17 protein-coding genes are annotated in these 14139 nt (G+C 67.9%); 10 read left to right on the forward strand and 7 right to left on the reverse strand.

All coding sequences use genetic code 11. The features are described from left to right. Positions 1-9 precede the first annotated feature (9 nt). Entirely contained in the window at positions 10-747 is a 738-nt protein-coding gene (locus tag NDI86_RS10890; RefSeq protein WP_310900451.1) for an Lrp/AsnC family transcriptional regulator, read from the reverse strand. A 292-nt stretch (positions 748-1039) separates the two neighbouring features. Here NDI86_RS10890 and NDI86_RS10895 point away from each other — a divergent pair, with 292 nt between their 5' ends. The 7 genes from NDI86_RS10895 (at position 1040) to NDI86_RS10925 (ending at position 6371) form a co-directional block, all read left to right on the forward strand. Further along, the gene (locus NDI86_RS10895; RefSeq protein WP_310900452.1) at positions 1040-1471 is read left to right on the forward strand and encodes a zinc ribbon domain-containing protein; all 432 of its coding nucleotides are present in this window, start codon (positions 1040-1042) and stop codon (positions 1469-1471) included. 2 nt (positions 1472-1473) lie between these two features. After that, on the forward strand, positions 1474-2160 hold the full coding sequence (locus NDI86_RS10900) for a potassium channel family protein (protein ID WP_310900453.1): 687 nt from the start codon (positions 1474-1476) through the stop codon (positions 2158-2160). Between the two features lie 44 nt (positions 2161-2204). After that, complete coding sequence (locus tag NDI86_RS10905; RefSeq protein ID WP_310900454.1) at positions 2205-3755, forward strand: TrkH family potassium uptake protein; 1551 nt, start codon at positions 2205-2207, stop codon at positions 3753-3755. Continuing rightward, positions 3752-3952 carry a hypothetical protein gene (locus NDI86_RS10910; protein WP_310900455.1) on the forward strand — a complete coding sequence of 67 codons (201 nt, stop codon included), beginning with the start codon at positions 3752-3754 and terminating at the stop codon, positions 3950-3952. Before NDI86_RS10905 ends, NDI86_RS10910 begins: the two co-directional genes overlap by 4 nt. 92 nt (positions 3953-4044) lie before the next feature. Beyond that, on the forward strand, positions 4045-5061 hold the full coding sequence (locus NDI86_RS10915; protein WP_310900456.1) for an amidohydrolase family protein: 1017 nt from the start codon (positions 4045-4047) through the stop codon (positions 5059-5061). Positions 5062-5206: 145 nt separating this feature from the next. After that, positions 5207-5440 (forward strand): hypothetical protein, encoded by a 234-nt coding sequence (locus NDI86_RS10920; protein ID WP_310900457.1) that lies wholly within the window; start codon positions 5207-5209, stop codon positions 5438-5440. Position 5441: 1 nt separating this feature from the next. Next, complete coding sequence (locus tag NDI86_RS10925; protein WP_310900458.1) at positions 5442-6371, forward strand: hypothetical protein; 930 nt, start codon at positions 5442-5444, stop codon at positions 6369-6371. 11 nt (positions 6372-6382) lie between these two features. Here the strand turns inward: NDI86_RS10925 and NDI86_RS10930 are convergent, their stop codons facing one another. The 3 genes from NDI86_RS10930 to NDI86_RS10940 form a co-directional block, all read right to left on the reverse strand. Beyond that, positions 6383-7189 carry an aldo/keto reductase gene (locus tag NDI86_RS10930; protein WP_310900459.1) on the reverse strand — a complete coding sequence of 269 codons (807 nt, stop codon included), beginning with the start codon at positions 7187-7189 and terminating at the stop codon, positions 6383-6385. A gap of 114 nt (positions 7190-7303) precedes the next feature. Next, entirely contained in the window at positions 7304-8227 is a 924-nt protein-coding gene (locus NDI86_RS10935) for a glycosyltransferase family 2 protein (protein ID WP_310900460.1), read from the reverse strand. Between the two features lie 44 nt (positions 8228-8271). Continuing rightward, complete coding sequence (locus NDI86_RS10940; RefSeq protein ID WP_310900461.1) at positions 8272-9510, reverse strand: FAD-dependent monooxygenase; 1239 nt, start codon at positions 9508-9510, stop codon at positions 8272-8274. Between the two features lie 84 nt (positions 9511-9594). Between NDI86_RS10940 and NDI86_RS10945 the strand changes: the two genes are divergently transcribed. Together NDI86_RS10945 and NDI86_RS10950 are read left to right on the forward strand one after the other, a co-directional pair. Further along, positions 9595-10248, forward strand: coding sequence for a helix-turn-helix domain-containing protein (locus tag NDI86_RS10945; protein ID WP_310900462.1), 654 nt, complete (start codon positions 9595-9597; stop codon positions 10246-10248). Next, positions 10249-10380: a hypothetical protein gene (locus NDI86_RS10950; RefSeq protein WP_310900463.1), complete on the forward strand. Its 132-nt coding sequence runs from the start codon at positions 10249-10251 to the stop codon at positions 10378-10380. 49 nt (positions 10381-10429) lie between these two features. Here the strand turns inward: NDI86_RS10950 and NDI86_RS10955 are convergent, their stop codons facing one another. Next, entirely contained in the window at positions 10430-11302 is an 873-nt protein-coding gene (locus tag NDI86_RS10955; protein ID WP_310900464.1) for a hypothetical protein, read from the reverse strand. A gap of 207 nt (positions 11303-11509) precedes the next feature. Between NDI86_RS10955 and NDI86_RS10960 the strand changes: the two genes are divergently transcribed. Continuing rightward, on the forward strand, positions 11510-12424 hold the full coding sequence (locus NDI86_RS10960) for a cadherin-like beta sandwich domain-containing protein (RefSeq protein WP_310900465.1): 915 nt from the start codon (positions 11510-11512) through the stop codon (positions 12422-12424). An 84-nt stretch (positions 12425-12508) separates the two neighbouring features. Here NDI86_RS10960 and NDI86_RS10965 read toward each other — a convergent pair whose 3' ends face one another. Then, positions 12509-13075, reverse strand: a complete 567-nt coding sequence (locus NDI86_RS10965) for a DUF7344 domain-containing protein (RefSeq protein WP_310900466.1) — start codon at positions 13073-13075, stop codon at positions 12509-12511. Positions 13076-13144: 69 nt separating this feature from the next. Beyond that, positions 13145-13864: a DUF7344 domain-containing protein gene (locus NDI86_RS10970; protein WP_310900467.1), complete on the reverse strand. Its 720-nt coding sequence runs from the start codon at positions 13862-13864 to the stop codon at positions 13145-13147. Between the last annotated feature and the right edge of the window lie 275 nt (positions 13865-14139).

Below are 14139 nucleotides of genomic sequence, written 5' to 3' on the forward strand. Positions count from 1 at the left end.
AGACGCCGTTCAGCGAAACGCTTCCAGCGTCGCTTCGTCGATACCCGACCGCGAGTGGATAGTGACGAAGTCGTTGGCCCGTATCTGTGTCGCCCCCGCTGGCGTGATGGCCTCGTCGTCTCGGTCGATACGGACGACCAGTACGTCCGAGGGAATCACCCCCTCCTCGTTCGCCTCTTCGAGTGTCATCCCCGCTACCTGGGCCGCGTCGCCGACCACGAGTTCCAGTACGTCCGCGTCGCCGGCGATACCCGAGACGCCGGTGACCGGTGAAATCGGTTCCTGCTCGCGGGAGCCAAACTGCGCGTAGGGCCGGAAGTACTCCCGGTGGACGAGGTCCTCGTCGTCGATTTCGATGCCGAGCGCCGCGATGTCCTGTGCGATTCGCGTGAGGTCGTCCGTATCTTCACCGACGACCTTGATGTGGAGGTTCCCCTTCCCGGACATTATCTCGCGGACGTTCACGACCCCGGCGACGTCGAGGACGCGCTGAGCGAGTTCCTGTCGCTCTGTCGCCGAGGTGCTACAGACGAGCAGGTCGGTCAACCGACCGTCGACCCGCTCGTACTCGACGTGGGCGTGGTAGCCGCTGATGACCCCCGCCTCTTCGAGCCGACGGATACGGTTGCGAACGGTCGGGGCCGACCTGTTCACCTGCTCGGCGATATCCGGTGCGGACGTGTGACGGGCTTCCTCGGTGAGATAGTAGAGGATGCGCTCGTCGACGGTATCGATTTGAATTCCCATTTTTATACGTCCCCAACATTCCCGTACGGCCACTTAAATCGTGTTTGGGGTTCGGCCGGGTGAGACGCCCCTCGTCGGATGCACGGGCCCCTCCTGACGCGAGAACTGTCACGACAGTCCGAGTATGTCGCCTTCGACAGAGATAAACGATAACAACAATTGCGACAAACTAACAAACGCATCAGTACTGAAAGCTAGATATATTTACGGTATCGTTCTAAATGTGTAGCTATGTACCGCCGGGCTCGCTCGCCGTGGAACCGAGCATACATCTCTGGAGGTCGCAGTATCTATGGATAACGTCGCCGACGATATCCCGCCCGCAGACCGCCTCCCCGTCGAACTCGTCGAACGCCTCGACGCGCTCGACACACAGCAACTCCGAGCGGTGAGCGACTACGTCGACGAACGACTCGCCCACGCCGGCCCGCCGACCGAGGCGGCAGTCAGGGCGGACACCGCGCGGACGGTCGTCGACGTCGCGAGGCGGGACCTGTACACACTCGTCTGGACGCGGTCGGAGGAGACCGCGGCCGAGAACGGCACGTCGCGGACAGCACTCTATCTCGTCCAGCGAGAGCGGACGCTAGACGGCGACGAACAGCTCCACTGGGCGTACCTCGGCGCGGTCAGGGACACAATGGAGTGTGACGAATGTGGCGCCGTGGTCGGACCGGACGACAACTGTCCCCGCTGTGGGAGCGGCCCGACACGGGGGGAGTAAGTATGTACATCATCGTCGTCGGTGCGGGTGACATCGGAACGCCGCTTATCGACATCGCCACGCGGGGCGGCAACGAAGTCGCTGTCATCGAACACGACGCCGCCCGTGCGAATCAGATCGCGGACCGGTACGACTGTCTCGTGCTCAACACGGACGCGACGGTCAAAGAGTCGCTCGCGGACGCCGGCGCCGAGCAGGCGGACGCCGTCATCTCGACGACCGACCAGGACGCGACCAACATCATGGTCTGTCTCCTCGCGAAGGAGTTCGACATCCCGGGCATCCTCTCGGTCGTCCACAACCCGGCACACAAGAACGTCTTCCGTCAGATCGGCGTCAACACCATGGAGAACCCCCAGCAGCTCATCGCGGAGTACCTGTATCGGGCGGTCAAGCGGCCGTCGATCGTCGATTTCATGCGAATCGGCGAGCGGGCCGAGGTCTTCGAAATCGAAGTCACCGACAGCGCGCCCATCGTCGGCAGGACACTTCGAGAAGCCGACGAGGCGGGTATTCTCCCCGAGGAAATCCTCGTCGTCGCCATCGACCGGCCGGAAGAGTCGGAGCCGATCACCCCGCGCGGTAACACCAACATCGAGGCCGGTGACCTCCTCATCGTCTACTCCGCGGTCGGCGCGCGCCCGGACGTTACCGACGTCTTCGGTCACTACGAGGACCACGCGGGGTGACTCCGTGTGCCACGTACCGAGTCGGTGCCCCGGAGGGCACTGACATGAGCGACACGACGGCGACGGTCGGGCGGGACGTCGGTCGGATACTCGAGGCGCTAGGGGGGCTCCTCCTCGCTTCGGTCGCCGTCCCGCTCGTGTGGGGCGAGTACTACGCGATTCCGGCGCTGCTCGTCTCGGCGGCGGCGCCGCTCGGAATCGGTCGGCTGCTCGCCACCGTGTATCGCGACGCGCCCAGTCCGGGGAAGCTCCACGGCATGGTCGTCGCCGCGTCGGGGTGGTTCCTGGTCGGCATCTTCGGGTCACTCCCGTTCACACTGATCGCGTGGACGGTACAGCTCGACCCGGCCGTCCTCGCGACGCCGGCCCAGACGGCGACGCTGGCGGCGTTTACCAACCCTCTCAACGGCGTCTTCGAGAGTATGAGCGGGTTCACCGGGACGGGACTCACGATGGCGGACCACGAGCAGGTGCTCCCGCGGACGCTCCAGTGGTGGCGGACGTTCACCGAGTGGGTCGGCGGCGTCGGCGTCATCGTCCTGACGACTGCCGTCCTCTCCCGTCCCGGTAGCGGCTCGCTCACGCTCTACGAGAGCGAGGCTCGCTCCGAGAAGATCCATCCCAGCATCGTCTCGACGGTGCGGACGATATGGTGGATATTCCTCCTGTTCACGTTCGCTTCGATTCTGGCGCTGTGGCTCGCCGGCATGCCGATGTGGGCCGCTATCAACCACGCCATGACGGGGCTGTCGACCGGGGGGTTCTCGGTCACCGACAACTCGATAGCGACCTACGACAGCGTCGCCATCGATTTCACGCTCCTTCCGGTGATGATACTCGGGAGCATCGCCTTTCCCGTCCACTATCTCGTGCTCCGTGGTGACCTGCGGAAGCTGTACGCCGACCTGCAGACGCGGTGGGTGTTTCTCTACATGGGCGCGGGCTCGCTGCTCCTGTGGGCGCTGCTGTATCTCACCGGCCCGTACCAGACCCCGTTCGCCGCGTTCCGGTACGGGGTCTTCCAGTTCGTCTCGGCGGCCAGCTGTACCGGCTTCCAGACGGCCGTCGACGCGACGAACGTGGCGCTGGGGAAGTGGCCCACGACGGCAAAGCTCACGGTCACGTTCGGGATGGTAATCGGCGGGGCCGCCGGGTCGACCGTCGGTGGGGTCAAACTCATCCGGGCGCTGACGCTGGTGAAAGGAATCCGGTATCAGATTACGGACGTCTTCTATCCGGACAGCGCCGTCCGTCGGCTGAAGATGAACGGACGGCGCCTGAGCGAGACGGAGGCCCGACAGGAGGTGTCCGAGGCGGCCATCATCTCGGTGCTGTGGGGGGCGTTCCTCGTCGTCGGCGTGTTCGGGTTGCTCGTCCTCCTGCCACCCGGCGAGTACTCGCTGGCGAACGTCCTCCTCGAGGTAGCGAGCGCCCAGGGGAACGTCGGGCTCTCGACGGGCATCACCGGGCCGACATCGCTGCCGACGGCCGGCAAGATACTGCTTCTGTTCAACATGTGGGTCGGCCGACTGGAGATAATCCCTATCCTGGTCACGCTGCGGGCGCTGTTCACCCGACGGGGGGTCTACGAATGAGGCCGCGTCAGCTACCGCTCGTCGGACACGTTCGGGACGCGGGTGCGGACGACGGCGTGTTCGATACCCTCCTGCTCGTCGGCCCGCTCGTCGTCGTCGTCGTCGCTCTCGTCCATCGGAACGCCTTCACGGAGGCGCTCGTGCTCGCGTATCTCACCGCGTTCGTCGGATACATTCTGTACCGCGGGCTCCGATAGGAGCGCGCCTCTCCGCCCGGCCGCCCGTCCGTTCTGCCCACGGAGGCAGCGGCCGTAGAAACCCATATCAGTCCCCGCTCCGGACCCCGGGTATGGAGGAACTAGCCGGGACCGTTCTCGCGGGTGAGTCGTTCGAGCCGACGCGTGGCCGCGTGGTCGTCGAGGACGGCCGTATCGAGGCCGTCGAGGAAGCCGAGACCGACTCGACCGATATCGTCCTCCCGGCGTTCGTCAACGCACACACCCACCTCGGCGACAGCGTCGCCAAGGACGCCGCCGTCGGGTTGTCGCTCGACGACGCCGTGGTACCGCCGGACAGTCTGAAACACCGCCGACTGCGAGCGGCCGACCGGGCGGAACTCGTGGCGGCCATGCGCCGGACGCTCCGGTACGCCCAGCGCACCGGCACCGTCTCCGCGCTGGACTTCCGGGAGTTCGGCGTCGAGGGCGCCCGGGCGCTCCGTGACGCCGCCGCGCCGCTCGACGTCGAGCCGTTCGTCTTCGGCAGCGACGAGACCGCCGTCCTCGACGTCGCCGACGGCTACGGCGCGTCGGGGGCGAACGACGACGACTTCACCGCCGAGCGGGCCGCCTGCGCCGAGCGCGGCCGGCCCTTCGCCATCCACGCCGGCGAGCCGAACCCGTCGGATATCCACCCCGCGCTCGACCTCGACCCCGATTTGCTCGTCCACATGGTCCACGCCGACCAGGACCACCTCGACCGGGTCGCCGACCAGTCGGTCCCCATCGTGGCCTGTCCGGGGGCCAACGCGGTCCTCGGCGTGGGCCGCCCGCCGATACGGGACTTACTCGACCACACGACCGTCGCGCTCGGGACGGACAACGTGATGCTGAACCCGCCGAACATGTTCCGCGAGATGGCCTACACGGCGACGCACTTCGACGTGAGCGCCCGCGAGGTCCTGGGGATGGCGACGACGGCCGGCGCCGACATCGCGGGGCTGGACTGCGGGCGTATCGAGCCCGGCCGACGGGCAGCGCTCATCGTCCTCGACGGCGACTCGGACAACCTGGCCGGCACGGCGGACCCGGTCGAAGCGGTCGTCCGCCGGGCCACCCCGCTCGACGTCGAGCGAGTGGTGCTCTGACCGGCGACGCTCCCCCGACGGTCGCGGCTCCGACGCCCCGCCGCGTCGGCAGTATCCTCACGCACGACACGCGTTCGTGGTGGCTACCCGGCATCTTATGTCAACAATCGTAGTTATTCTGTCCCGGCCCGTAGGGGTACCCGTCATGCTCGCAACGCTACAGCGGTTGAGTCAGCAGACACGTATCCAGTACGGCCTCATGCTCGTCTTCGGGGCCCTGTGTATCCTCGTCGCGGTCGCGCCGCTCGCGGACCCCCTCCGGCTCACGGCCGTCGGGACCCTCTTCGGGTTCACCGCCGGGCTCTGGGTCTCACACCTCGTCCAGGTGCTCGGCCGTGCCGCCGGCACGGACCGGACCGACGTCGCGGTGGGTGACTGAGATGACCCGACACGACCGTCTCGTCGACGGCCCGGAGTCCGCCCCCGACGGGACGACCGACTCGACGTTCCTCGGCGGCATCGAGTTCCTCACCGGCCCCGGCGCCACGCTCGGTTCGTTCCTCCTCGTCGTCGGCATCGTGACCTGCGTGTTCATCGCGCTGTTCCAGTTCGCGCTCCCGGACCCCGTCTCGAACCTGCTCACGGCCGGCGTGGTCTTCGTCACCGTGCTCACCGCCGGCTTCGCCGCGGCCCTCGAACGGGTCGGTTACTTCGGGCGGGAGACGCCGGCGAACGCCACGTCGGGCGAGCGGCGACCGGCCGCGAAGCCGTGGGTTCCCACCGAGAGACCGTCCGCTCCCCTGCCCCCGATTATCAACTTCGACGCCGAACTCCGGGCGTTCGCCGACATGTTCGACGGGACCCTCCCGCCGGCGTTCGACCCGTTCATCGAGGACTACCGCCGGCTGAAGACCAACACCGAGAACCGCGCGACGATAGCCAGCGACCTGCGGGCGGACCTCAACCCCATCGGGACCCTCTTCGAGGTCGGTTCGGAGGGCGACCGGCTCTACGAGGAGCTGTCCGACCGGCTCTTTCGCTACGTCAGTACGCGCAACCACCTGCGACTCGACCGGGTCGCGTTCTACGACGACACCGGCACGGAGACGGCCGTTACAGCCCTCGCCGACCGGCTCGGGAGCGTCGAGTTCGAGATTACCAACGACGGCGAAGCGGCCGACGTCGCGGCCGTCGTCACGCTGTTAGACGCCACCGGCTCGGCCATCGCCAGTCGGAGCTGTGACGCGGGGCGGATCAACCCGGGCGCGACGACGGCGCTCACCACCGATATCTTCGTGCCCGCGGACGCCGTCGACGCCAGCACGCGGCTCCGTCTCTCGGCCCCCAGCGGGACCACCACGGACGCCTGAGACGGCGTCCCTCACCACGCCGCGAAGCCGGGGTCGATGAGCCGCTCCTCGCGGCCGAGAGTGTCTATCTTCGCGAGGTCGTCGTCGTCCAGGGAAAGCTCCTGACTCTCCCAGTTCGCGCGGATGTGGCCCTCGCCGGTCGCCTTCGGAATCGCCGCGATGTCGTGCTGGCGGAGCCACGCCAGGCTGACCTGGGCCTCGCTGGCGTCGTGTTTCTCGGCCACCTCGGTCAGTTCGGGGACGTCGAACACGTTCCCGCGGGCGATGGGCGCGTAGGCGACGAGGGTGACGCCCTCGTCCGCGCAGTACTCGCGCAACTCGTCCTGCTGGAGGAGCGGGTGACACTCGACCTGGTTCGCGACGATGGGGGCCGCGGAGTGGTCCTGTGCGGTCCCGAGCTGTTCGGGCGTGAAGTTGCTCACCGCGACGTTGTCGACGAGGCCCTCGTCGTGGAGGTCGTTGAACGCCGCCATCGTCTCCGCGGCGTCGTAGGTATCGTTCGGCCAGTGGACGTACAGCAGGTCGAGGTAGTCCAGGCCGAGTCGGTCGAGGCTCGCCTTCGCGGCCGGAACCACGTCGTCGCCGGCCAGGTCGTCGTACCAGAGCTTCGTCGCGACGACGACCTCCTCGCGGGGCACCGACGACGCCTCGATACCGGCGCCGACCGCCGCCTCGTTGTCGTAGTACGCCGCGGTGTCGACGTGGCGATACCCCATCTTAAGCGCCGTCTCGACGCTTTCCGTGGCCTGCTCGCCCGTGTTCTTGTAGGTGCCGAGTCCGAGTGCCGGAAGCCCGTTCGAGACGGTGGGAACGTCCATACCGGACGGTGGCGGAGGAGACGGTTAGGCCCTCGGGTCCGGAGTTGACTGGTGAACGTCCGAGCGTTCGACACTCGCCACTGCGCCACGGTGGCAGGCAGTTCCCAGTCCGGCTCAGACGCCTTCGCTCTCGACGTCGAACGGCTCGCGCCAGCGGTAGCGGCGGCCGCCCCAGACGAAGGTCCGACGCGCGAGTCCGTACAGCATGAGCGGCATCGAGATCATTACCGCCGGGTAGGCGAGCAGGAACGTCCATCGCCGGCGACCGGCGGCAGTGTAGACACACGCGAGCGCGAGCGTCAGGACGGCGGCCACGGGCAGGGGGAACGCCAGCCCGCCTATCGTCGCGAGCGTGCCCAGGACCGCGTTGGTCGTGCTTCCCGCGGGGTCGTGGTGCCGGCCGAGCTTGGTGAAGCGGACGTGCCGCTCGAGGCTCTCCCGGATGGTCCCGCCCATCTCGACGCGGCGGGTCCGCCACACCGGTGTGATATCGACGCGGTCGGTGAGCAGGCCGTCGTCGCTGACCGTCCGGCCCAGGTCACACAGGAACGCGTCCCAGTCCGGCAGGTCGTCGCGCTCGAAGACGACGGCGCCGCCCCACGCGATGTCCCCGGCGTAGGTCCCGACCGTGCCGGCGACGGCGTAGAGCGGTTCGAGGAGGACGGCGAGCGGGTCCCGACCGACGAAGAAGGGCAGTTCGGTCGTCGGGCCATGCCGGTCGTAGTCGCCGTTGAGTCGGTCGAGCCAGTCGGCCGGGTGGTGGAAGTCGTCGTCGGTCCAGACGAGGCGGTCGTTGCTGGCGGCCTCCATGCCGGCGGCGACGGCGTTTGCCTTCCCGGAGCAGCCGTCGGGCTCGCCAGCGACGACGAGCCGCACGTTCTCGGGCCGGTCCGCGACGGCGTCGGCGATGGCGTCGGTCTCGCTGTCACAGACGACGAGCAGTTCGTCGGACGGGCTGAGCTGCTCGGTCAGTTCTCCGACGACGGCTGTCGGGGAGACGGTCGGCAGCAGGACGCTCGTGGGTGGATGGGTGCTCATGGCTGGGAACGCGGAGTGGTGGGTGTATAGTCCATATCTCGTGGCTAGGGTGTTGAGTTCGGGAGGGACGTGCCGGCGGCCTGTCGCCGTCGAACCCGCCGAATCGCCGCGTCGGGGATGCCGTCGATGACGGCGTTCCGGAGCCGACAGCCCAGCGTCGACTGCATCGTCCCGAGGCGACCGAGGCGCCGGGACTCGGCGCGCACCCGGTCGGCGCGGGGCTTGCGTTCGCCCTCGTAAGCCGCGAACGCACGCTCGTGGCTCCCGTACGTGTCGATTGTGTCCGCCAGACCGAGTCCGTCCTCGATGGCCTGTGCGGCGCCCTGGCCGGCGAAGGGTAACATGGCGTGGGCGGCGTCGCCGGCGAGGACGACGCGGCCCCGGGACCAGGTCGGCAGGGAGGGGAGGTCTTCGAGGCCGGTCACGACGAGTTCCGCGGGGTCGAGGCCGTCCAGAATCGCGGGAATCGGCTCGGGGTAGCCCGCAAGGTGGTCCCGCAGCGCCGCCTCGACCGTCTCGGGGGCCGCGTCGTCGGCGGTGAGTGGCTCGGGCGCGGTCGCGAACCAGTAGAACCGGTCCTCGTCGACGGGCGAGCCGCCCGCGTAGGCGCCGTCGCCCCATATCTCGAACCCCTGGGTCCGGTACGCTTCGGGGAGCTCCAGCGTGACGAGCGCGCGGTAGGCGACACCGTCGAGCGGGCGCGGATCGACATCGGGGGCGACCGCGTCGCGGACCGTCGAGTGGATGCCGTCGGCCCCGACGAGTATGTCGGGCCGGACGGTGGTCCCGTCCTCGAAGTGGACGACCGGCGACTCGGTCCCGTCGACGCCGACACAGTCCATCCCGGTTCGGACGTCGGTGTCCAGTTCCTCCAGGAGGATGCGCTGGAGGTCGGCCCGGTGGATAGCCACGAACCCGTAGCCGAACTCCCGGCGTTCGACGCCGTCCAGGTCGAACCGCGTCATGAACCGACCCTCCGGTGAGCGCAGTCCGCCGCCGTCGAGCCGCGTGCCGGCGGCACAGACGGCGTCGGCGAGACCGAGGCGGTCCAGGACGAGCAAGGCGTTCGTCTGGAGGAGGATGCCCGCACCGACCGGTCTGTACTCGGTGGCGGCCTCGTACACCGTCGGCGAGTGCCCGCGCTGTTCGAGCGCGACCGCGGCGGTGAGCCCGCAGATACCGCCGCCGACGATAGCGATGTCCCGGTCCGACCAGTCGCCGGAGACCGTCCGAGTCGTGTGGGCCTGCTTCGACGGCGTCGGTTCCGTAGCGTGGTTCGCCATGTCCGTATCGAGGGGCGCGACACGGAACGGGCTGGTGTGGGTTATCCACGATTCTTTAAGTCGCGTGGCCGTGTTGGCGGTCGTATGCGGTATCTGACGGTGCGGCTGGTCCCGACCGAAAGCGGGGGGTTCCACCCGCTCGGACAGCAGCTGTCGGCCGAGTCGGCGGTACGGCGCGAGGCGATTCACCACGTGGAACTGCTCGACGACGGGACGGTGCTGACACTCGCCGAGGGGAGCGGCGACAGAGAGCGCTACGAAACCATCATGGCCGCCTCGCCGTCCGTTCACCGGTACATGCTCTCGGGCGAGGAACGGTGGATGGCCGTGAGCCAGTTCGAACCGACCGAGCCGGTCCGACGGATTCTCGCGTGGCAGCGGCGGGCCGACGTCGTCGTCGAGACGCCCATCCGCTTTGGCGACGGCGGGAGCCAGACGGTCACCTTCCTGGGCGACGACTCGGCGTTCAGGGCGATATTCGACGCGGCGGAGACGGCGGCGTTCGACCTCGAAGTCGTCCAGACCGGCGAGTACGACCCCGACGCCCGGTGGTTCACCCGCTCGCTGACGAACCGCCAGGCGGACGTCCTCGCGGCCGCCGTCGACGTCGGCTACTACCGGGCCCCCCGCGAGGCGACACAGGAAGACGTCGCCGAGGCGGTCGGCCTGGCGCCGTCGACCGTCGGCACCCACCTCCGGAAAATAGAGGCGAAGGTCTTCGAAGCGCTGGCCCGCTGAGTGGCCTTCGCCGTGGTCGGGAGCTATCCCCGGAAAGACGACGCGCCGGACCGCGTGAAAACGACCGGCGACGACCCCGAGGCCGTGAGCGAGGCGGCGGCGTGGCTCAGCGAGCGCATCGAAAGGAGGTAGCGACTGTCACAAAGTCGGCCGCCGGCTGAAGCCGGGTTCGGGCCGGCGGCTACGGGTCGGTCTCGTCGAGCGTCACCGCCACCTGGTCACCGTCTTTCAGCACGTACGTGTCGGGGTCGACCCGGTCGCCGTCGACGGTGACGACGAACGAACTGCTGGTCCCGTTCTCGCGATAGGTCGTCCCGTCGTAGGTCATCGTGTCGCCGGAGACGTTCGTGCCGGGGAACGTCGAGAGCGCGTCGGCGACGGTGAGAGAGAGCGAGTGGGCGTGCCACCGCTCGCCACCTTCGTCGCCGTGGAAGTGGAACCGCTCGCTCGCCAGGACGTAGCGGTCCTGCGTGAACTCGACCGGCTCGCCCGCCACCGTCATGTCTAGCTGTCCGTGGGAGTGCGGGTGAGACTGGTCGAGCAGCCGGTCCGCCGACTGCTGCCCGTCGGTGTCGACGCGAACGACGAGTTCGTGTGCGGGGTCGAGGTCTTCGAGCCGGTACTCGCGGGGGTCCTCGATGGGTGTCCCGGCGACGCGGTACGTAATCGTCGTGTTCTCGTCGCTCTCGTCGTAGGTCCGGCCGTCGATAGTCAGTGACTCGTCTGTCGCATTGACGCCGGCCGTCTCCAGCGCGGCGGCCAGCGACATCGACTCCGTCGCGTGCCACGTGTGTCGGTCCTGGTCGTCGAACCGGAAGTCGCTGTCAGCGCTGGTCGAGAGGTGGCGTTCCTCCCCTTCGACGACCACGAGTAGCCGGCCGGAGAGCGCCGGCTCTGGCGTCTCGGTCGTAGTCGTGGGAGTCGATTCGGTGGCGACGCTGTCGTCTGCCGGCGTCGACGGTCCCGCTTCGCTGAGGCCGGAACACCCGGCGAGCAGGACGACCACGGCGACGAGTATCGCCGTCGCGGTCGAGTGTGATACGTTGGGTTTCATGCGCCTCCCACTCTGTCCGCGACGGTTCTTACTACTCGGCGGGTAAGGTCGGCTCCCGGTCGCTCCGGGGCCACCGAAACCGCGCGAACCGCCCCACAACACCCGCTCTGTAACAGCGTCGGCCCGCTGTGGGGGTTACCCACCCGATAAACGGCACTACCAGCCGCGTAGTAAACCGCCCCACCGTCTTCTCCCGAGGCGTACGTGATGTTCGACATATCGACACGACCGTTGCTCACGGTGTTCGTCGCCGGACTGCTCGTCTTCGGGGCCGGGTGTGCCGGCCTGGGGGCGAGTGAAAGTGCGACCACACCGTCGGCGACGGACACGACGACGGCACAGCAGACCCAGACCAGTACAGCGACGGACGGACACGGTCACGACCATAGCCACAGTCACGACGGGACCGAGTCGACCCAGACTACGGCGACGAACACGACCGGCGACGCGGCCACGGGGAAACTGACGGTCGTCGTCGCGGCCGACGAGCTGTCGCTGCCGGCCCGTGACGAGGCCGGCGACGGCTTCGACGTGGCCGGACCGCACACGTGGGAGTCGAGCGCCGACCTCACGCTCGCGACGGCCCTGTCCCGACTCGGTATCTCGGCGACCGGGACCGCCCTCAGCGTGGACGGCGAGACCTACACGGCCGGCGACGGCACGACTCTCTCATACCGGGTCAACGGCGAGTCGGTCGACCCCGAAGCCGTGACACTCGCGGACGGCGACGAGGTCTGGGTCACGGTCGAGACGCCCGGGATGAACGCCTCCCTCCCGGGGACGTACATCGACAACGAACAGCAGCACATCCACGGTGACATGACCGTCACCGTCGACGGCGAGGAAGTGGACTTCAGCCAGTCGCGCTATCAGTCCAACGACCGGTACTTCCACTTCGAGGGCGGCGTCGGGGAGTACTGGCACTCCCACTCGGCGAACCTGACGCTCGAGTACGCGCTCGACTCGCTGCACGGCGTCGACTACGCCGACGACTCGCTCACTATCGACGGGACGACCGACGACGCTGAGACGACGGTGACCTACGAGGTCAACGGCGAGGCGGTCGACCCGGGCGAGTACCATCTGAAAGACGGCGACGACGTGACGATTACCGTCGGCTGAACCGCGGGAACGCGTCGTCGCTGACCGACGAGACTCTCGACGGGGGTTGGCACGGAGAAGCTGCGGGCAGACGAAAACCGGCGGCTAGCGGTCGCCAGCGTCGAAGCGTCGGCCTATCCCGACCGCGAGGACGGCGAGGTTGCAGACGACGACGGCGACCAGGAGCGGAGTGGCGAGCGTCGGGAGGAGGGACCCCACACCGAGACCGATGAGGGTGCAGGAACTGAGAGCCAGCGCCAGCGGCACGTCCCCGCCCGAGTCGTCGGTCGTGGTCGCCGCCGGGAACCAGTACCGGCGCAGCGCGTCCGCCGCCGGCCCGACCGTGACCGTCTTGGCCGTGGCGTCGTACACCACGAGGTCGGCGTCGTCTAGCTTCGGCAGGTGGGTCTGACACAGAGAGATGTAGACGCTGTCGTAGATGTCGTCGGCGGACCCGGACGGCCCCGCGACGTCGGCTGCGATCCGTTCGCTCAACTGGCGGACCGCCCACACGTCGTCGGAGTCGACCAGTAACTTGAGACAGCGGCGTCGCCGTTCGTTGCTGAGTATCTCGTAGACGGTGGTCTCGTCGATGGTGGACGACGTCGGACTCGACTCGCCGTCGGAACCGACCGGTCCCGTCATCGAGAGGAGCGGTGAGGGCACCGGCATGTCCTATCGACCCTCCGTCCGGTCGTCTCCACCACCAACCGCCGTTCGTATCCGAATCATCGGTGCCATTCAGTTCCTGAGTCGCTCGGGGAGCGTCCGCGCGAACTCCGGCGAGGACTCGCTCAGCCAGTGGCTCGTCGCCAGCAGCGCGAACAGGACGCTCACGAGGATGCCGACGCCGAACTGGGTCGACGGCATCGGTAGCACCCCGCTCGCCAGCGCGGAGAACACGGCGAGGCTCCCGCCGGCGGCGTAGAGATACCGTCTGTACCACCGCTGGTCGACGGGCCCGTCCGTGATATCGGCGGCCGTCCCGGGCCGCCCGTCGTCGTCTGTCCCGTCGCCCAGCAGCGACGGCTCGCTGCCGAGATAGCCGGCGAACCGCTCGGCCAGCGGCGTCGCCTCGACGTAGCCACGGCTCTGATTGTAGTTGATGATGCCGACCTTGTCCATCTTGAGCAGGTGAGACTGATAGAGCGCGATGTAGACCCGCTGGCGCTCCTGTGACTGCAGGGCGTCGACCGTGGTGTCGTGTTCGACGGCCGCGATGTGCTCCGCGATGTCGCTCATACGGGCGGGACCGTCGCCGTCGTACTCCTGGAGATATTTGAGGACAAGGCGACGCCGGCGACACTGGAGGACGTGGAACATGTCGTCCCGGGTCAACTCCGTCTGCGTGTCCGCGTCCGCGTGGGCACTCGCTTCGTCCGCGCTCCCGTCTGCGTCCCGGCTGGCGATTTCCGTCTGGGCGCCATCGTCGTCGGTCTGTGCGGTCTGTGAGTCGCTCATGTTCGATTCCCGCTTCAGCCCATATCCAGATATAAAGGGTCGAACGTCCCGACAGGTTTCGAGCACTCCAACTGTTTCAGTCGTTTCAACGACGGGAAAACGGTTCATTAAACGTTTAACCGGGCGTTTTCGCGGGATTCGAGACCGGTCGGCAGACGACGAAAATCGGGTTCGAGCGAGGGAGCCACGGCTCTACCCGGCGTTTCGGTCGAAAACTCCGCGGTCTCCGGACGCGGGAGGGTGCTCGTTCGGCCGGCGGACAGTTGTCGACGGAC

Origin of the sequence: Haloarcula onubensis (assembly GCF_031624605.1) — an archaeon.
GTDB lineage: Archaea > Halobacteriota > Halobacteria > Halobacteriales > Haloarculaceae > Haloarcula > Haloarcula onubensis.